Source organism: Rhizobacter sp. Root1238 (genome assembly GCF_001425825.1).
Taxonomy (GTDB): domain Bacteria; phylum Pseudomonadota; class Gammaproteobacteria; order Burkholderiales; family Burkholderiaceae_C; genus Rhizobacter.
Map to the genome: position 1 here is coordinate 15,726 of NZ_LMDM01000014.1, position 18,442 is coordinate 34,167.

Here is an 18,442-nt window from a genome sequence, read left to right on the forward strand (position 1 = left end):
CGGGCGGGCACGATGAACGGCCCCACCGCAGTGCGCGCGGCGATCGTCACCTTCGACGGCTTCAACGAGCTGGATTCGTTCATCGCGCTCGGCCTGATGAACCGGCTGCGGCCGTCCGGCTGGACGGTCGACATCGCCGGCCCGAGCCAGCGGCTCACGTCGATGAACGGCGTGACGATCGAGACGCAGCAGCCGCTCGAGTTCGCGAACGAGGCCGACATCGTGCTGTTCGGCAGCGGCATCTACACCCGGGCGATCGCCGAGAACAGCGCGTTGCTCGACCGGCTGCAGCTCGACCCGTTGCGCCAGCTGATCGGCGCGCAATGCTCCGGCACGCTGCTGCTGGCGCGGCTGGGCCTGCTGGCCGACATCCCGGCGTGCACCGACCTGACGACCAAGCCGTGGGTGGTCGAGGCCGGCGTGCGGGTGGTCGATGCGCCGTTCCATGCGCGCGGCCCGATCGCGACGGCCGGGGGCTGCATGGCCTCGCAGTACCTCGCCACGTGGGCGATGCTGCGGCGCGCCGGCGTCGATGCGACGTCGAAGGCTTTGCATTACGTGGCACCGGTGGGCGAGAAAGAAGCCTACGTCGACAAGCTGATCGGCACCGTGCGGGCCTTCATTCCGCCCGACGAATTGCTGCTGTAGATTTTCGTTCGAGCGTTGGCGCGGAAGGCGCGTGCGGGGAGGCTGTGGCGCGCCGTCGGGGGCGGTCCTCGGCCCCCGGGGGGCCGAGGACTTCCCTCCGCTGGCTGGCTTCGTGGCCCGTCGCCGAAACTCCCTCCGCTCACTTCGTTCGCTGTGGTCAAACAGTCGGCGACAGTCAGTTCACGAAGCGTGCTGCGCACGCGGGCCACGAAGCCAGCCAGCTCCGGCGCCCCCTCCTGATTGGCGCGCCACAGCCTCCCCGCACGCGCCTTCTGCCGCCGCCCTGCCTTGGGAAGGTGACAAGCGAACAAGTGAAGGTTGATCCCGGGTTGTCACCCGGGCTGCCAGCGACGAACGCACGAGCGTAGCGAAGTGCCCATCAAGCAACGCCCGCGGAACCGGCTTTGCCGGGCCGCAGGGTGGCTCCCCTCGGGGGCAGGAGCGAAGCGACTGGGGGGCCCCATTCAATTCGGCGCCGGCACCGACCAGCGCTTCTGCACCTCGCCGGCACCGTTGACGCTTTCCAGGTGCACGCCGAAGCCCCACAGCCGGGCGGCGTGCTTCAGCACCTCCTGCGCGTTGTCGTGCAGCGGCCGGTCGTTGTGCTGCGCATGGCGCAGCGTCAGCGAGCGGTCGCCGCGCAGGTTCACGCTCCAGACCTGGATGTTCGGTTCGCGGCTGCCCAGGTCGTACTGGTGCGACAAGGCCTCGCGCACGCGGCGGTAGCCGCTCTCGTCGTGGATGGCCGAGACCTCCAGCTCCTTGTCCTTCTCGTCGTCGACGATCGCGAACAGACGGAACTCGCGCATCAGGTTGGGCGACAGGTACTGGCCGATGAAGCTCTCGTCCTTGAAGTTGCGCATCGCATGGTCGATCGATTCGAGCCAGTCGGTGCCGGCGAGCTGCGGGAACCAGTGGCGGTCTTCGTCGGTCGGGTTCTGGCAGATGCGCTTGATGTCGGTGTACATCGCGAAGCCGAGCGCATACGGGTTGATGCCGTTGTAGCCGCGGTCGCCGACACGCGGCTGGTACACCACGTTGGTGTGCGACTTCAGCCACTCGATCATCATGCCGTCGCTCAGGTGGCCGTCGTCGTACATGGTGTTCAGCAGCGAGTGGTGCCAGAACGTGGCCCAGCCCTCGTTCATGACCTGCGTCTGGCGCTGCGGGTAGAAGTACTGCGCGACCTTGCGCACGATGCGCACGATTTCGCGCTGCCACGGCTCCAGCAGCGGCGCGTGCTTCTCGATGAAATACAGCAGGTTCTCCTGCGGCTCTTCCGGGAAACGCCGCGACTCGGCTTCTTCGAGCGCCGCCTTGTCGGCCTTGCGCGGCAGCGTGCGCCACATCTCGTTGATCTGGCGCTGCGCATAGGCCTCGCGGTCCTTCGCGTCGGCCAGCTCCTGCGCGAGCGACTTGCGGCTCGGCCGGCGGTAGCGGTCGACACCGTGGTTCATCAGCGCATGGCAGCTGTCGAGGAAGTTCTCGACCGCGTCCAGCCCGTGGCGCTCCTCGCATTCGGTGACGTAGTTCTTCGCGTAGACCAGGTAGTCGATGATCGACGACGCATCGGTCCACATGCGGAACAGGTAGTTGCCCTTGAAGAAGCTGTTGTGCCCGTAGGCCGCATGCGCGATGACCAGCGCCTGCATCGCCATCGTGTTCTCCTCCATCAGGTAGCTGATGCAGGGGTCGGAGTTGATGACGATCTCGTAGGCCAGGCCCATGTGGCCGCGGCGGTAGTTCTTCTCGGTCGAGATGAACTCCTTGCCGTAGCTCCAGTGGCGGTAGTTCACCGGCATGCCGACCGACGCGTACGCGTCCATCATCTGCTCGGCGGTGATGATCTCGAGCTGGTTCGGATAGGTGTCCAGGCCGTAGCGTTCGGCAGTGGCCTTGATCACCTCGTGGTAGCGCTCGACCAGCTCGAACGACCAGTCGGTGGGCGACGGCAGCGGCTCGTGCGCACGTTTGGGCGCCGCGACGTCGGAGGCGCGGCGTTTCGGGGAAGCGGTGAGCATCTGTTTCTTGCGCCTCTCGGCGCCCCACGGTGGAGTGACTTGGAGGTTCATGTCGGTGCACCCTCCTTCTTGAACAGCTCGCGGAACACCGGGTAGATCTGCGACGCCTCGGTCACCTTGCGGATCGCGAAGGCCTTCGCGTCGGCGGCCAGCGCCGAGTACTCGTCCCACAGGTTCTGCTCTTCCTCGGCCACCTGCACATAGGCGAAATAGCGGCACAGCGGCAGGATGTTGTTGGCCAGCAGCTCGCGGCAGCGTCCGCTGTCGTGGTGCCAGTTGTCGCCATCGCTCGCCTGCGCGCCGTAGATGTTCCACTCGCTGGTCGGGTAGCGGGCCCGCGCGATCTCTTCCATCAGCACCAGCGCGCTCGACACCACGGTGCCGCCGGTCTCGGTCGAGTGGAAGAAGTTCTGCTCGTCGACCTCTTGCGCCTGCGTGTGGTGGCGGATGAAGACGATGTCGATCTTCTCGTAGTGCCGCGTCAGGAACAGGTACAGCAGGATGAAGAAGCGCTTCGCGAGGTCCTTGCGCGCCTCGTCCATCGAGCCCGACACGTCCATCAGGCAGAACATCACCGCCTTCGAGGTGGGCACCGGCACGCGCACGCGGCTTCGGTAGCGCAGGTCGATCGGGTCGAGGTAGGGGATGCGCTTCAGGCGGGCGCGCAGCGCTTCGATCTGCAGCTCGAGCGGCGGGATCTCGTGCGCGAACGGGTTCGGGTGCGGATGGCGCTTCAGCTGCACCAGCTGCGCTTCGAGCTCGGCCAGTTCGTGCCGCGATTCGGCGCCGAGCGCGATGCGCCGGCCGATCGCGCCGCGCATCGAGCGCACCACGTGCAGGTTGTTCGGGGTGCCGTCGCTGCTGTAGCCGGCACGGTGGGTCTTGAACTCGGGCGTCTCGGCGAGCGTCGTGCGCGCAAGGTTGGGCAGCGCGAGGTCGTCGAAGAAGACCTGCATGAACTCTTCCTTGCTGAGGTGGAAGACGAAGTCGTCGTCCCCCTCGCCGGAATCGCTCGCCTGCCCGCCACCGCCACCGCCCGCGCCGCCCTTCGGCCGCTCGATGCGGTCGCCGCGCACGTAGTCCTGGTTGCCTGGGTGGACCATCTCGCGCTTGCCGCCCTGCCCATGGCCGAACACCGGCTCGGCGATGTCGCGCTTCGGGATGTGGATGTCCTCGCCCTGCGCGATATCGCGGATGCCGCGTCCATCGACCGCGCGCTTCACCGCCTCGCGGATCTGGTCCTTGTGGCGGCGCAGGAAGCGCTCGCGGTTGCCGATGGACTTGTTCTTGCCCGCCAGCCGTCGATCGATGATCTGCTGAAGCATGAGGGCCTTTCGTCAGGCGTCGATCAGGAACTCTTTCTGACGCGCAGGTACCACTCGCACAGCAGGCGGACCTGCTTCGACGTGTAGCCCTTGGCGACCATCCGGGTCACGAAGTCCTCGTGCTTCTTCGCCTCGTCGGCGCTCGCCTTCGCGTTGAAGCTGATCACCGGCAGCAGCTCCTCGGTGTTCGAGAACATCTTCTTCTCGATCACCGTGCGCAGCTTCTCGTAGCTGGTCCAGACCGGGTTGTTGCCGGCGTTGTTGGCGCGTGCACGCAGCACGAAGTTGACGATCTCGTTGCGGAAATCCTTCGGGTTCGCGATGCCGGCCGGCTTCTCGATCTTCTCGAGCTCGGCGTTCAGCGAGCCGCGGTCGAACACCTCGCCGGTGTCGGTGTCGCGGTACTCGTGGTCCTGGATCCAGTAGTCGGCATAGGTGACGTAGCGGTCGAAGATGTTCTGGCCGTACTCGCTGTAGCTCTCGAGGTAGGCGGTCTGGATCTCCTTGCCGATGAACTCGGCGTAGCGCACCGCCAGGTGCTCCTTGATGAACGCGAGGTACTTCTGCTCGGTCTCGGCCGGGAACTGCTCGCGCTCGATCTGCTGCTCGAGCACGTACATCAGGTGCACCGGGTTCGCGGCCACCTCGGTGCTGTCGAAGTTGAAGACCTTCGACAGGATCTTGAACGCGAAGCGCGTCGAGACGCCGCTCATGCCTTCGTCGACGCCGGCGTAGTCGCGGTACTCCTGGAAGCTCTTCGCGCGCGGGTCGGTGTCCTTCAGGTTCTCGCCGTCATACACCAGCATCTTCGAATAGAGGCTGCTGTTCTCCGGTTCCTTCAGCCGGGTCAGGGTCGCGAACTGCGACATCATCTTCAGCGTGCCTGGCGCGCAGGTGGCCGCGGCCAGCGACGAGCCGCGCAGCAGCTTCTCGTAGATCTTGACCTCTTCGCTGACGCGCAGGCAGTACGGCACCTTGACGATGTAGATCCGGTCGAGGAAGGCCTCGTTGTTCTTGTTGTTGCGGAACGCCTTCCACTCGCTCTCGTTGCTGTGCGCGAGCACGATGCCGTCGAACGGGATCGCGCCGAAGCCTTCGGTGCCCTTGTAGTTGCCTTCCTGCGTCGCGGTCAGCAGCGGGTGCAGCACCTTGATCGGCGCCTTGAACATCTCGACGAACTCGAGCAGGCCCTGGTTCGACAGGCACAGGCCGCCGGAGTAGCTGTACGCATCGGGGTCGTCCTGCGCATAGGTCTCGAGCTTGCGGATGTCGACCTTGCCGACCAGCGACGAGATGTCCTGGTTGTTCTCGTCGCCCGGTTCGGTCTTCGCGATGCCCACCTGCTTCAGCACCGACGGGAAGCGCTTGACGATGCGGAACTTGCGGATGTCGCCGCCGAATTCTTCGAGCCGCTTGACGGCCCACGGCGACAGGATGCGCTGCAGGTAGCGGCGCGGGATGCCGTATTCCTTCTCGAGGATGGGCCCGTCCTCGATCGCATCGAACAGCCCGAGCGGCGATTCGTTCACCGGCGAGCCCTTGATCGCGTAGAACGGCACCTCCTGCATCAGCGCCTTCAGCCGCTCGGCGATCGACGACTTGCCGCCGCCGACCGGGCCGAGCAGATACAGGATCTGCTTCTTTTCCTCCAGCCCCTGCGCGGCATGCCGGAAATACGACACCACCTGCTCGATGGAGTCTTCCATGCCGTAGAACTCGGCGAAGGCCGGGTAGATCTTGATGACCTTGTTCGCGAACAGACGGGACAGCCGCGGGTCGTTGCGCGTGTCGATGGTCTGTGGATCCCCGATCGCCTTGAGCATGCGCTCGGCGGCGGTGGCGTAGGCCACGGGGTTGCGCTTGCATTCGGCGAGGTACTCTTCCAGCGAGAGTTCCTCTTCACGCGTGCGCTCGAAGCGTGCTGCGAAATGGCTGATCACGTCCATGCTGACCTCCTAAGACATCGGGATGGCGACAGCGAAGGGGCCACCTTCGCTGCCGTCTGGGGAAGTTCTGATGAAGTCCCGGGTCGAGGGCTCCATCAGAGCTTTCCTTTGAAAGGTCAGCGCGTCACGTGATTCAAGCTTGCGTCATTTCGAGGTGTCGTGTGTGTGGAGATGTGGAGGAAAACGACCGCTGTTCAACGCTTCGATCAGGTGAAGGTGTACAGCAATTAGTGTGCCCCCGTCTGTTGCCGCATGTCACCCACCTGAGTGGATGATGCATGCAATGAGCCGTTTGCGGCGGGGGAAGTTCCTGATGCGCGCCTCAGGGATTGTGAGGACAACGGAATGTCGATCGGCATGTCGGGGGCTGGTCTCAGGTGTTGGTCAATCCGAGCTTGTCGAGCAACCCATTCAACTCCTCCAGCGAGCCGAAGGCAATGGCGACTTCGCCTTGTTCGCCGCGCTTGGTGCGTTTCTTGACGCGAATCTCGACCTGCGCCGTCAGTGCATCGGAGAGTTCTTCCTCGATGCGCGCGATGTCGCGCGGCTTTTCTTTCGGCACGCGCAGCAGCGGTTGCTGGCGCGACGAGCCCATCTTCGTCACGAGCTTCTCGGCCTCGCGCACGCTGAGTTTCTTCGCGACGATCTCGCCGGCACCGAGGATCTGGTGCGCGCCATCGAGCGGCAGCAGCGCGCGCGCATGGCCCATGTCGAGGTCGCCGGCCATCAGCATCTGCTGCACCGGCTCGGCCAGGTTCAGCAGGCGCAGCAGGTTGCTCGCCGCACTGCGCGAGCGGCCGACGGCCTGGGCCGCCTGCTCGTGCGTCAGGTGGAATTCGTTGACCAGGCGCGCGATGCCTTGCGCCTCTTCGAGCGGGTTCAGGTCTTCGCGCTGGATGTTCTCGATCAGCGCCATCGCCGCGGCGGCTTCGTCCGGCACCTCGCGCACCAGCACCGGTACCTCGTCGAGGCCGGCCAGCTTCGCGGCGCGGGTGCGGCGTTCGCCGGCGATGATCTCGTAGCGGTTCGGCGCGACCGGGCGCACCAGCACCGGCTGCATGATGCCCTGCGCCTTGATGCTTTCGGCGAGCTCGTACAGCGAGCCCTCGTCCATGCGCGTGCGCGGCTGGTACTTGCCCGGCTGCAGCTGCGTCAGCTTCAGCGTGCGCGGCGTGCCGTCGTTGACCGGAACGGGGGTGTCGCTGACCGTGGGGCCGAGCAGTGCTTCGAGGCCGAGGCCGAGGCCTTTGGGTTTCTTGGTTGCCATCGTGGCATTTTCCCCGATCAACCGGCACGGGCCGTCGGCGGCGGTTGCAGGGATTGCAGCGATTGCAGCAGCGCGCGTCCGTCGGGCCACGCGCCCAGCCCCGAGTCGCCGTTGATGTGGCCGCGCGGACCGATGTCGACCTGCCGGCTGCCCCACGCGCGGGTCATCTGGGCCGCGCGTTCGGGGGCGCAGTACGGGTCGTCGCTGCTGACCACCGCGATGCTTGCGAAGGGCAGGGCCTGGCGCGCGATCGGGCGCCACGGCGTCAGCTGGGGCGGCATGTCCGCGCGCTCGATGTCGGGCGGCGCCACCAGCAGTGCGCCGCGCACGCGGTGCGTGTGGCGAGAGTGCGCGGCCCAGGCCGCCACCAGCTGGCAGCCCAGGCTGTGCGCGGCCAGCAGCGCGGGGCGCTCGTCCTGCAGCAGCACCTCTTCGAGGCGGGTCATCCAGTCGCCGCGCTTCGGCCACAGCCAGTCGGCCTGCTCGACGCGGAGGTCGCCGTGTTCGCGTTCCCAGAGGGTCTGCCAATGGCCGGGGCCGGAGTTCTCCCAGCCGGGGAGCAGCAGCACCCGCACGTCGTGCAGGGCCAGCGATTCTTGCGAATGGGCGTTTGTCATGCAGGTGGCTTATCCTCGCGGTCCGAATTCTCTTTTTGGGCAGGTGGACGATTCAATGAAGCATCGCGTGTTTGTCGACGGCCAGGAAGGCACGACCGGTCTGCGCATCAACGAATACCTGGCGGCGCGCAGCGACGTCGAAGTGTTGCGCATTGATGCCGATCGACGCAAGGATGCCGCCGAACGCGCCCGCCTGCTGAACGCCGCCGACGTGGCTTTCCTGTGCCTGCCGGATGCGGCCTCGCGCGAGGCCGCGGCGATGGTGACGAACCCGGACACCTGCCTGATCGATGCCAGCACGGCCCACCGCACGGTGCCGGGCTGGGTGTTCGGCCTGCCGGAGCTGGCAGCAGACCAACGCGAGCGGCTGCGCGGCAGCAAGCGGATCGCCAACCCGGGCTGCCATGCCAGCGCCTTCATCCTGCTGATGCGGCCGCTGGTGGATGCCGGTCTCGTGCCCGCCTCGCTGGGCGTCAGTGCGACGTCGATCACCGGTTACTCCGGCGGCGGCAAGAAGATGATCGAGCAGTACGAAGCGGGCGGCGATGCCCGTCTCGATGCGCCGCGGCCCTATGGCCTGACGCTGGCGCACAAGCACCTGCCCGAGATGATGGCGCACACCGGGCTGACGACCAAGCCGGTATTCATGCCGATCGTGGGCAGCTTCTACAAGGGCTTGGCAGTGAGTGTGCCCTTGCACTTGTCGACCTTGTCGGCGGGCGCGAGCGCCGAATCCGTGCATGCGGCGCTGAGCCGGCGCTATGCCGGCGAGCGTTTCATTCGCGTGATGCCGCTGCGCGATGCGCCGACGCTCGAAGACGGCTTCTTCGATGTGCAGGCCTGCAACGACAGCAACCGTGTCGACCTGTTCGTGTTCGCGAATGACGACCAGGTGCTGCTGATGTCGCGCCTCGACAACCTCGGCAAGGGCGCCAGCGGCGCGGCGGTGCAGTCGATGAACGTGCACCTCGGCCTCGACGAAGGCCTGGGGCTGTAAGGCCCCGGAGCGTTTCAGGCCGCGACGGCCTCGTTGGCCCGCGCGACCATCTCGGTCGCGAATTCAACGAAGGCCTGCGCACCCCGCGAGGCCGGATCGAACACCACGCCCGGCAGGCCGTAGCTCGGCGCCTCGGCCAGGCGGACGTTGCGCGGGATCACGCTGTTGAAGACCTTGTCGCCGAAGTGCACCTTCAGCTGGTCGCTGACCTGCTGCTGCAGCGTGATGCGCGGATCGAACATCACGCGCAGCAGGCCGATCAGCTGCAGGTCGGGGTTCAGGTTGGCATGCACCTGCTTGATGGTGTTGACCAGGTCCGACAGGCCTTCGAGCGCGAAGTACTCGCACTGCATCGGCACCACCACCCCGTGCGCGCTGCACAGCCCGTTCAGCGTCAGCAGGCTCAGCGACGGCGGGCAGTCGATCAGCACGAAGTCGTAGTCGGACGCCACCGCCTCGAGGGCCAGCTTCAGCCGCTTGTCGCGCCGCTCCAGGCTGACCAGTTCGACCTCGGCGCCAGCGAGTTCGCGGTTCGCGCCCAGCACGTCGTAGCCGACCTTCTCGCTGCGCTGGCGGGCTTCGGCGATCGTCGCCGATTCCAGCAGCACGTCGTAGACGCTCAGTGACATGGCCCGCTTGTCGATGCCCGATCCCATGGTCGCGTTGCCCTGGGGGTCGAGGTCGACGACCAGCACACGCTGGCCGATCTGCGCCAGGCCGGCAGCCAGGTTGACGGTGGTCGTCGTCTTGCCGACGCCGCCCTTTTGGTTCGCGATGCAGAAGATGCGGGTCATGGAGGAGGGCGCTGCTGGAAGAGGGATCAGTTGCTGCCGAGGCGGATGCCGAAGCCGATCAGGAAGATACCAGCCGCCTTCTGCAACCACGCTGCCAATCGCCGGTGCCGGCGCACTTTGTTCGACACCGACTGCGCGAACGCGCACAGCGTCAGGCAGTAGGCGAGGGTGATCAACGCGATCGTCGCGGCCATCGCGGCGAAGGTGGTCGCACCGCGGTGAGTGGCCGGGTTGATGAACAACGGGAAGAAGGCCATGTAGAACACGATGGCCTTCGGGTTCAGCAAGGTGATCAGGAAGGCTTGGCGCGCATAGCCGCGCGGCTCGATGCGGACCGGCGAGGCGTCGCCGGGCCTGGCGAGCAGCAGGCGCAGGCCGATCCAGACCAGGTAGGCGGCGCCGCCGTACTGCACCAGCCGGAACGCGGTCGGGTGCGACGCCAGCAGCGCGGCCACGCCCCCGACGGCACACCACAGCAGCACCTGGTCGCCGGCGATCACGCCGAAGGTGGCGGCCGCACCGGCTCGGAATCCGCCTTTCGCGGTGGACGTGAGCAAGGCCAGCGTGCCAGGACCGGGCAGTGCCAGGAACAGCACGATGGCCAGGCAGAACGACCCGTAGTCGGAGATGCCGAGGACGGTCATTCGGCAGCCCGGGGTCGGATCCAGACCAGGCAGCGCTCGGCGTTCAGGTCGGGCACTTGCAACGGTTCCACGTGAAACACATCGAGATCGGCCGGCAGGTCAGCGATTTCCGTGGAGGGCGGCTTGCCCTTCATCGCCATCCAGGTGCTGCCTGCAGGAGCGAGGTGCTTCGCGGTCAACCGCGTGAAATCGCCCAGCGACGCGAAGGCGCGGGAGGTGACCACATCGGCCCCGGCGGGCGGCAGTTCTTCGACGCGGGCATGCTGCGACCGCAGCTGGCGCAGCCCCAGCTCGGCCGCGGCCTGCTGGATGAAGCTGGCCTTCTTGCCGACGGTGTCGACGCAGGTGATCTGCCAGCCGGGTTCGGCGATGGCGATCACCACCCCCGGCAGGCCGGCGCCACTGCCGACATCGAGCAAGCGCAGCGGCTGACCGGCCGCATGCCGGCGCAGCGGCACCACGACCGACAGGCTGTCGAGCAGGTGGTGGGTCAGCATCTCGGCCGGATCGCGGACCGCCGTCAGGTTGTAGACGCGGTTCCACTTCGCGATCAGGTCCTGGTAGGCGAGCAGGCGCGCCTGCTGGTCGGCGTCGAGCGTCAGCCCGAGCCGCTCCAGCCCGCGGGCGAGGACGAACTCGCGGGCCTCAGGCGGCTGCATCGTTCGGGGCGGTGTCGTTGCCTGCACGGTCCGTCGTCATGAATTCCTTGAAGCGGCCTTTCTTCAGGTGAATCAGCAACAGCGAAATGGCGGCCGGGGTGATGCCGGAGATGCGAGAAGCCTGGCCCAAGGTCTCGGGCCGGTGCTTCGCCAGCTTTTGCCGCGCTTCGAAACTGAGTGCGGTGACCTGGGCGTAGTCGAGCTCGGCCGGCAGGCGCAGGTTTTCGAAATGGGCGGCGCGCTCGACTTCGTCGTTCTGCTTGGTGATGTAGCCGGCGTACTTGATGCTGATTTCGGCCTGCTCGATCACCGTGTCCGCGAGCGTCAGGCCCAGTTCGGCCTGCAATGCGGCGCGTGAGAGACCCAGCTCGGGTTTGGCGATGGCGGCGACTTCGGCAATGGCATCGAAGCCAACCCCCGGTCGCCGAAGCAGGTCGGCCAGGCTGTATTCATGCTCGATGGCCTTGCCGAGCAGTCGTTCGGCGTCGGCCGCGGGCAGCAGGGTGGGGTGGACCCAGGTCGAGCGCAGCCGCTCGGTTTCACGTGAAACAGCATCGCGCTTGCGGTTGAAGGCATCCCAGCGCGCGTCGTCCACCAGGCCCATCTCGCGACCGACCTCGGTGAGCCGCAGGTCGGCATTGTCTTCACGCAGCTGCAGCCGGAATTCGGCACGGCTGGTGAACATCCGGTAGGGCTCGGTCACGCCCTTGGTGATCAGGTCATCGACGAGAACGCCGAGGTAGGCTTGGTCGCGGCGGGGCGTCCAAGCCCCGTGTCCCTGGACCTGGCGAGCGGCGTTGATGCCGGCGAACAGGCCTTGGGCCGCAGCCTCTTCATAGCCGGTCGTGCCATTGATCTGGCCGGCGAAGAACAGGCCGCCGATCGACTTGGTCTCGAAGCTGGCCTTCAGGCCCCGCGGATCGAAGTAGTCGTACTCGATCGCATAGCCGGGTCGAAGGATGTGGGCATTCTCCAGTCCCGGCATCGAGCGCACGGCAGCGAGCTGGATGTCGAAGGGCAGGCTGGTGCTGATGCCGTTCGGGTAGAACTCGTGCGTCGTCAGGCCTTCGGGCTCGAGGAAGATCTGGTGCGAGTCCTTGTCGGCGAAGCGGTTGATCTTGTCTTCGATGCTCGGGCAGTAGCGCGGGCCGACGCCTTCGATCACGCCGGTGAACATCGGGCTGCGGTCGAAGCCGCCGCGGATGATCTCGTGCGTGCGCTCGTTGGTGTGGGTGATCCAGCAGGGCAGCTGGCGCGGGTGCTGGGACGCCTGGCCCATGAAGCTGAACACCGGCACCGGATCGAGGTCGCCGGGCTGCTCGGTGAGCTTCGAGAAGTCGATCGTGCGGCCGTCCAGGCGCGGTGGGGTGCCGGTTTTCAGCCGGCCTTGCGGCAGCTTCAGTTCCTTCAGCCGCGCGGACAGCGACACGGCGGGCGGATCGCCGGCCCGGCCGCCCGCGTGGTTCTGCAGCCCGACGTGGATGCGGCCGTCGAGGAAGGTGCCAGCCGTCAGCACGACGGCCCGGGCGCGGAAGCGGATGCCGACCTGCGTGACGGCACCGACGACGCGATCACCTTCGACGATCAGATCGTCGACCGCTTGCTGGAACAGCGTCAGGTTCGGTTGGTTCTCCAGCCGGTGGCGGATGGCCGCCTTGTAGAGAATGCGATCCGCCTGAGCGCGGGTGGCACGAACGGCCGGGCCCTTCGAGCCGTTGAGGATGCGGAACTGGATGCCCGATTCATCGGTGGCGGCGGCCATCGCGCCCCCGAGCGCATCGACCTCCTTGACCAGGTGCCCCTTGCCGATGCCGCCGATCGACGGATTGCAGCTCATCTGGCCCAGCGTTTCGATGTTGTGCGTCAGCAGCAAGGTGCTGCAGCCCATGCGGGCGGCGGCGAGTGCGGCCTCGGTGCCGGCATGGCCGCCGCCGACGACAATCACGTCGAAATCTTGGGGGAACAACATGGGGGCTCCGGTTGGGGTCGCAGCAGCGGCTTTCCGCGCTGCAATCGCAGGGCGCGAGGGGCGCCGGCGAGGGCTGAATTTTAGGCGGGGCCCGCGTTCCCGTCACCCGTTGTCACGGCCTGCCGCGCCTGCAGCGTGGTTTCGTCGACACCTTGGTTTCACGTGGAACAACCCATGAACACCGCTTTGGCCTGCCGACCCGGCTGTGGCGCCTGCTGCACCGCGCCGTCGATCAGCACGCCGATTCCCGGCATGCCCGATGGCAAGCCGGCGGGCGTGCCGTGCGTGCAACTCGATGCTGAGCAGCGTTGCAAGATCTTCGGCCAGGTGGATCGGCCCGCGGTCTGTGGTTCGTTGCAACCAGGCGCCGAAATGTGCGGCACCAGTGCCGAGCACGCGATCCGTTGGCTGACCCGGCTTGAGCGCCAGACCTGCCCGGCACCGCGCTGACACCGCGCTGACACCGCTGCGGCTACCCCCAATGCCGAACGCAGGGCGGCTCTCTAGACTGGTCCATCCTGACTGAGCGGAGACGCCATGCCATTCGATTCCATCACCCGCCGCACGTGGCTCGCTGCCGTCGCGGCCGGCAGCATTCCGTCGATCGGCTGGGGGCAGGGCGCTGCCTGGCCGACGAAGCCGATCCGCTTCGTCGTGCCGTTCGCGCCGGGCGGCAGCTCGGAGATCGTCGCCCGCTCCACCGCCGTCGAGCTGGGTAAAGGCCTGGGCCAGACGGTCTATGTCGAGAACAAGCCCGGTGGCAGCGGCAACATTGCGATGGCCGATGTCGCGCACGCCGACGATCAGCACACGCTGATCCTCGGCCACATCGGCACGCTGGCCGTGAACCCGTTCATGTACGACAAGCTGCCGTATGACCCGATCAAGGATTTCCGCCCGATCACCTTGCTGGCGAAGGTGCCGAGCCTCTATGTCGTCCATCCGGACGTGCCGGCGAAGAACCTGAAGGAGTTCATCGCGCTGGTGCGCAGCAAGCCGGGACAGTTGAACTTCGGTTCCGCCGGCAACGGCAGTGCGGGGCATCTGGCGATGGAATACCTGAAAGCCGTCGCCAACTTGTTCATCGTTCATGTGCCGTACCGTGGCACCGGGCCGCAGCTGACGGACCTGTTGGCGGGCCGCCTCGATGCGGCGTCGGTCGGGGCGCCGGCCATCCTGCAGTTCATCAAGGCCGGCAAGCTGCGCTGTCTGGCCACCGGGTCGAAGCAGCGCCTGGCGCAACTGCCCGACGTGCCGACGGTCGCCGAGCAGGGCTTTCCGAATTTCGAGATGACGCAGTGGTACGGGTTGATGGCCCCGTCCAGCCTCGCGCAAACGTCTGCGGACCGCCTCGCGGTGGAGGCGGCGAAGGCCATCCGCTCCCAGGCCGCCAGGGAGCGGCTGGAAGGCGATGCGGCCGAGGCGATCGGCAACACGCCGGCGCAGTTCGCGCAGTTCATCGCGCAGGAGCAGGCGCGCTGGAAACCGGTGATCACGCGGGCGCGCATCAAGCCGGACTGAGCTTCCGAGCTTCCGCCTTCCATCTGGCAACGGCGGAACTGAACCACGATCGACTCGCTTCCCGGTGTTTTGCAGGCGCCGGGCCCGTGGGAGCATCCCCGGACACGGTCTGTCGGGCGGCGCTGGGTTGCCGCCGACACCGTGGCTGGATCGTCGTCCATGGTGTTGAAGTTTCGTCAACTGCTGCGTCGGGTTGCCTCTTCGGTCAAGTTCAAGATCGTTGCGGCTGGCGTGGTCACGGCCGTCGGTGCGACCGCGGTCACGACGCTCTTCATCCTGTCGATCACGCAGAGCCGATCGCGGCAGCAGTTGCTGCTGCAGAGCGCGAACGATGTGGAGCGCACCGCCAGCCTGCTGTCCAGCAAGCTCGAGCTGCTGCAGACGGCGCTGCAGGGTGTCGCCAGCCAAGTCCGGCCCGAGATGCTGCGCGACAGGCCGGCGCTGACGCAGTTCCTGATCGACAAGCCGTCCGCCGGTCTGCTGTTCGATTCCGTCTTCATCATGGGCCCGAACGGCGATCTGCTGGTACGCCTCGAGAAGGGCGTGCCAGGTTCGAACCTTCCGAACCTCGCCGATCGCGAGTACTTCCAGCGGGTGATGCGCGAGAAGCTGCCGGTGGTGTCGCGGCCGCTGGTCAGCGCGATCAGCCATGCGGCTGTCCTGATCTTCGCGGTGCCGGTGCGGCAGGTCGATGGCCAGGTGACGGCTGTCGTCGGCGGAGCGCTGCGCCTGGACAAGACCGGGCTGCTGTCGTTCCTGCGCGATTCGTCCGGTCGCGACAACTCGCGCGATCTCGTGATCGACAAGAGCGGGCAAATCCTGGCGCATGCCGATCCCCAGCGCATCCTGCGCCATGCGCGCGAGGAAACGGGCCTGAGCGCCGAGTTCGAACGCTGGGTGCTTGATGGCAGCACGATCCACGTGGAAGGCACGGCCTCGGTGGGCCACGGCTACCTCGTGGCGCTGGCCGGCGTGCCGGCTGCGGAATGGATGCTGGTCCACGTCACCCCTGAAACCGATGCGATGCAATCGCTGGCCGCCGCGCGCGACACGGCCTGGCGCGTCGGCGCGCTGGTGGGCCTGGCGGCGGCGTTGCTGGCGGGCTTGCTGGCGTGGTTCATCACGCGGCCCATCTCGCGCCTGCATGCGAGGGCGATGAGCCTGCTCGATGACGAGGCGCCGCTGCGCGGCGACTGGCCGCGGGGTGGTGGCGAGATCGGCGCGCTGTCGCGGGCCTTCCAGCATGTCGTCGAACAGCGTGCACTGCGAGGCCGCGAGACCCATCGCCTGCTGATGCAGCTGCAGGCCGTTCTGGATGCGGCCCATGCCGGCATCGCGCTCACGCGCGAAGGCCGGTTCGAACTGGTGAGCCGGCATTTCTGCGAACTCTTCGGACGCGACAAGGCCGAGCTGCTCGGCCACGACACACGGCAGGTCTTCACGAGCGAACTGCAGCACCAGCAACTGAGTCAGCAGTCACGCGACGCGTTGGGCGAGACGGGTGTGTTTGAGGCCGAAAGCCAGCTCGCGCGGCGCGATGGCAGTACGTTCTGGGGCCACATCCGCGGCAGCCTGTTGCCCGACAGCGATCGGCGCGCCGGCATCATCTGGATCGTCGAGGACGTGACCGAAGCGCATGAACGCAACGCGCGGCTGTCGTGGTCGGCGACGCATGACGCGATGACGCGCCTGGCCAACAGGGTGCAGTTCGAGAAGGTTCTCGACGAGGCGACGCTGGGAGCGGCCGAGCAGCCGTTCTGTGCGCTGTTCATCGACCTCGATCGCTTCAAGGCGGTCAACGACAGTGCAGGGCACGCGGCTGGCGACGCGCTGCTGCGCGACATCGCCGCACAACTGCAGGATCGCGTGCGCCCATCGGACACGGTGGCACGGCTGGGCGGCGACGAGTTCGCGGTGCTGCTGCCGCACTGCCCGGTCAAACGCGCGGTGGACCTGGCCGACACGTTGCGGGTGGCGATCAACGGCTATCGCCTGGCCTGGGAGGGTCGCAGCTTCAGCGTGGGGGCGAGCATCGGGCTCGTGCATGTCGGTGCCGGCTTCGCGAATGCGACCGAGGTGCTGCGGGCCGCCGACATGGCCTGCTACGCCGCGAAGCGCGACGGACGCAACCAGGTGGTGGTCTATACCACTGCGATGACAGCGACTCGGAATCTGGTGGGAGTTTGACGGGCCGGCCTCGCGGGAGCTGAGGCGGCCGGGCCAAGCCTGTTGGCACTTCGACAGTTCGAAACGCAACAGACCTGGCTTGGCACGACTGACATTGACGAGATCAGGGACATCCCTGTCTCTTCGAGGGAACCTCGCTGCGGTGACAGCCGCTCACGGGTTCCTCTTCGATTTACTACTTCCTCCGCTGAGTTCGTTGCAGTGATCCCGGGAATCTGGAGCGCCCGATCACTGCTCGATCAACTTTTACTACGGTCTGACACTCTCACGACTGGACTTGCGTCCAGGAATCTCACCAAGTCTTGTTCGGCGTATCCGTACCGCCGCTGATCAGGCGCAGCAACTTGCTGTCGAGAACGACGGGCTCATTGCGAACGATCTTCGACTCGCTTTCGAAGCGGACCTTGTCGCTCGATTGCGTCGAAGGGATCAGTGCGATTGCTTGTTGCATGAGGAGCTCCTGGCTTGCTGCGTGCACGCCAACTCGTGCACTGGCTCTATTGCAGCAGCCCCCCTCGTTTGCGGTAACTGTCAGCTCTTACAGGTATCGCTGTCTGCCAAGTTCGGGCAGTGCGAAAGTCAACGAATCAGCCCCATGCGCAAGGCCTTCAGAACGGCCTGATGCTTGTTGACGCAACCCAGTTTGTGCATCGCGTTGTTCACATGCAGTACAGCAGTTCGCTCACTGATTCCGAGGATGTTGCCGACCTCCCACGCGGTCTTGCCGTCCATCGTCCAGCGCAGCGTTTCGACCTCGCGGGGCGTCAGCGGCGACGCGCCTGGCTCCTGCGCGGCGGGGATGAGAATGCGCGCAGCGCCCTCATAGGCGTGCACCGCGAACAGCTGCAAGTCGGCCACCATCCGCGTCAGTTCCTGGCGGTCATGTGGCAAGGCTTGGTCGCGTTCCACGCCCAGCACGAAGTGTTTCCCATCGGGCAGGTGAAGCGCCAGGCTGATGCCGTGGCTGTAGCCGAAGCGGGCCTGATGTTCCCACTTCTCGCCCTGGCCGCAGGCGGTGTACGTGTTCTGGTCCCAGATGATGGGAACGCTCTGCCGCTTGCAGTGCTGCATCACCGGATCCTTGCTGCCATTTCCCACGGCTTCGAAGGAATCGCGGTACGCGTCGGGGGCATTGTCGACCGCGATGAACTCCGGCTCGCCAAGGAAGTGATCGATGACGGTGATTGCGCTGACCCGTTCGAAGCCCAATTCCTGCGTAAACCGAACGATCTCACCGCGAAACTCGTCACGGCTTTGTGCCTGCAGCACCGACATGTACCCACCTTGCAGCATGGTCCTTCTTTCACTGGCAAGCATCTGTGCCCGGCGTCCGACCTTGCAAAACCTGAAAGGTCTTACAGCTGACAGAGATTACAGCTGGCAAGGTTTACAGCTAGGCGCGACCGTGACTTGACCACATTATTGGCCAATCACAAAACTCAGGGATCAACACGATCAACCGCTATGACGCCTGCATGGACCATCTACGCCTGGCCACCCGTCAAGTGGCACGCGGACAGCACCCCGGATCTTCACTTCGTTCACCTGGGCACCCGGGTGCTGAATCCCGGCGATGAGGACGGACCGAGCACCGGCCAGACGCTGTGGGGCGGCCCGCTCTCCGAAGGCGCGGCAGGCGTGGCGTGGGACTGGGTGCAGCTGGAGCAAGGCATCGTCGCGATGGCCGACCCGCTCGGTCTGATCACCAACCTGCAGCTGCTGGGTGCCGGCGGCGAGAAGCTCACCGGCATGGAAGTGGCACTGCGGCTCAACGAGATCGTGCACACGCTGCCGTGGCAATCGGAAGTTCAACGCGCGCTGGACCGCGCGGCCTGAGCACCACGGGG

General features: G+C 66.3%; 17 protein-coding genes. 6 read left to right on the plus strand and 11 right to left on the minus strand.

What is annotated here, in order from left to right; genetic code table 11:
- Window positions 1-30 precede the first annotated feature (30 nt).
- Window positions 31-648 carry a DJ-1/PfpI family protein gene (locus tag ASC98_RS12840; RefSeq protein ID WP_056807673.1) on the plus strand — a complete coding sequence of 206 codons (618 nt, stop codon included), beginning with the start codon at window positions 31-33 and terminating at the stop codon, window positions 646-648.
- A gap of 464 nt (window positions 649-1,112) precedes the next feature.
- On the opposite strand, the gene ASC98_RS12845 is transcribed toward ASC98_RS12840, so the two are convergent.
- From ASC98_RS12845 to ASC98_RS12865, 5 genes are all read right to left on the minus strand, one after another.
- A complete protein-coding gene (locus ASC98_RS12845; protein ID WP_056807675.1) occupies window positions 1,113-2,669 on the minus strand; it encodes a SpoVR family protein in 1,557 nt (518 codons plus the stop codon).
- Between the two features lie 47 nt (window positions 2,670-2,716).
- Complete coding sequence (locus ASC98_RS12850; RefSeq protein WP_056807677.1) at window positions 2,717-3,994, minus strand: YeaH/YhbH family protein; 1,278 nt, start codon at window positions 3,992-3,994, stop codon at window positions 2,717-2,719.
- Window positions 3,995-4,017: 23 nt separating this feature from the next.
- Window positions 4,018-5,940, minus strand: a complete 1,923-nt coding sequence (locus ASC98_RS12855) for a PrkA family serine protein kinase (RefSeq protein WP_056807678.1) — start codon at window positions 5,938-5,940, stop codon at window positions 4,018-4,020.
- Window positions 5,941-6,313: 373 nt separating this feature from the next.
- Window positions 6,314-7,207, minus strand: coding sequence for a ParB/RepB/Spo0J family partition protein (locus ASC98_RS12860; RefSeq protein WP_056807680.1), 894 nt, complete (start codon window positions 7,205-7,207; stop codon window positions 6,314-6,316).
- 17 nt (window positions 7,208-7,224) lie between these two features.
- Window positions 7,225-7,824 carry an alpha/beta hydrolase gene (locus ASC98_RS12865; protein WP_200952985.1) on the minus strand — a complete coding sequence of 200 codons (600 nt, stop codon included), beginning with the start codon at window positions 7,822-7,824 and terminating at the stop codon, window positions 7,225-7,227.
- A gap of 55 nt (window positions 7,825-7,879) precedes the next feature.
- Between ASC98_RS12865 and argC the strand changes: the two genes are divergently transcribed.
- Window positions 7,880-8,821, plus strand: a complete 942-nt coding sequence (gene argC, locus ASC98_RS12870; RefSeq protein ID WP_056807683.1) for an N-acetyl-gamma-glutamyl-phosphate reductase — start codon at window positions 7,880-7,882, stop codon at window positions 8,819-8,821.
- A gap of 14 nt (window positions 8,822-8,835) precedes the next feature.
- Here the strand turns inward: argC and ASC98_RS12875 are convergent, their stop codons facing one another.
- Genes ASC98_RS12875 through mnmG form a run of 4 tightly spaced genes read right to left on the minus strand, consistent with a single transcriptional unit; the run spans window position 8,836 to window position 12,887 of the window.
- The gene (locus ASC98_RS12875; RefSeq protein WP_056807686.1) at window positions 8,836-9,615 is read right to left on the minus strand and encodes a ParA family protein; all 780 of its coding nucleotides are present in this window, start codon (window positions 9,613-9,615) and stop codon (window positions 8,836-8,838) included.
- 26 nt (window positions 9,616-9,641) lie between these two features.
- Window positions 9,642-10,259, minus strand: a complete 618-nt coding sequence (locus ASC98_RS12880; RefSeq protein WP_056807688.1) for a LysE family translocator — start codon at window positions 10,257-10,259, stop codon at window positions 9,642-9,644.
- Window positions 10,256-10,918 (minus strand): 16S rRNA (guanine(527)-N(7))-methyltransferase RsmG, encoded by a 663-nt coding sequence (gene rsmG, locus ASC98_RS12885; protein WP_056807690.1) that lies wholly within the window; start codon window positions 10,916-10,918, stop codon window positions 10,256-10,258. Before rsmG ends, ASC98_RS12880 begins: the two co-directional genes overlap by 4 nt.
- Window positions 10,905-12,887: a tRNA uridine-5-carboxymethylaminomethyl(34) synthesis enzyme MnmG gene (gene mnmG / locus ASC98_RS12890; protein ID WP_056807692.1), complete on the minus strand. Its 1,983-nt coding sequence runs from the start codon at window positions 12,885-12,887 to the stop codon at window positions 10,905-10,907. Before mnmG ends, rsmG begins: the two co-directional genes overlap by 14 nt.
- A 174-nt stretch (window positions 12,888-13,061) precedes the next feature.
- On the opposite strand from mnmG, the gene ASC98_RS12895 reads away from it, so the two are divergent.
- The 3 genes from ASC98_RS12895 (at window position 13,062) to ASC98_RS12905 (ending at window position 16,595) form a co-directional block, all read left to right on the plus strand.
- Window positions 13,062-13,337: a YkgJ family cysteine cluster protein gene (locus ASC98_RS12895; protein ID WP_056819995.1), complete on the plus strand. Its 276-nt coding sequence runs from the start codon at window positions 13,062-13,064 to the stop codon at window positions 13,335-13,337.
- Between the two features lie 87 nt (window positions 13,338-13,424).
- Window positions 13,425-14,408 carry a tripartite tricarboxylate transporter substrate binding protein gene (locus ASC98_RS12900; RefSeq protein WP_056807694.1) on the plus strand — a complete coding sequence of 328 codons (984 nt, stop codon included), beginning with the start codon at window positions 13,425-13,427 and terminating at the stop codon, window positions 14,406-14,408.
- A gap of 159 nt (window positions 14,409-14,567) precedes the next feature.
- The gene (locus ASC98_RS12905; protein WP_056807695.1) at window positions 14,568-16,595 is read left to right on the plus strand and encodes a diguanylate cyclase domain-containing protein; all 2,028 of its coding nucleotides are present in this window, start codon (window positions 14,568-14,570) and stop codon (window positions 16,593-16,595) included.
- A 292-nt stretch (window positions 16,596-16,887) separates the two neighbouring features.
- On the opposite strand, the gene ASC98_RS30330 is transcribed toward ASC98_RS12905, so the two are convergent.
- Both ASC98_RS30330 and ASC98_RS12910 read right to left on the minus strand, forming a co-directional pair.
- Window positions 16,888-17,046 (minus strand): hypothetical protein, encoded by a 159-nt coding sequence (locus ASC98_RS30330; protein WP_157597818.1) that lies wholly within the window; start codon window positions 17,044-17,046, stop codon window positions 16,888-16,890.
- A gap of 128 nt (window positions 17,047-17,174) precedes the next feature.
- On the minus strand, window positions 17,175-17,870 hold the full coding sequence (locus tag ASC98_RS12910) for a helix-turn-helix transcriptional regulator (RefSeq protein WP_162249251.1): 696 nt from the start codon (window positions 17,868-17,870) through the stop codon (window positions 17,175-17,177).
- A 189-nt stretch (window positions 17,871-18,059) separates the two neighbouring features.
- Here ASC98_RS12910 and ASC98_RS12915 point away from each other — a divergent pair, with 189 nt between their 5' ends.
- Window positions 18,060-18,431: a hypothetical protein gene (locus tag ASC98_RS12915; protein WP_056807698.1), complete on the plus strand. Its 372-nt coding sequence runs from the start codon at window positions 18,060-18,062 to the stop codon at window positions 18,429-18,431.
- Window positions 18,432-18,442 lie beyond the last annotated feature (11 nt).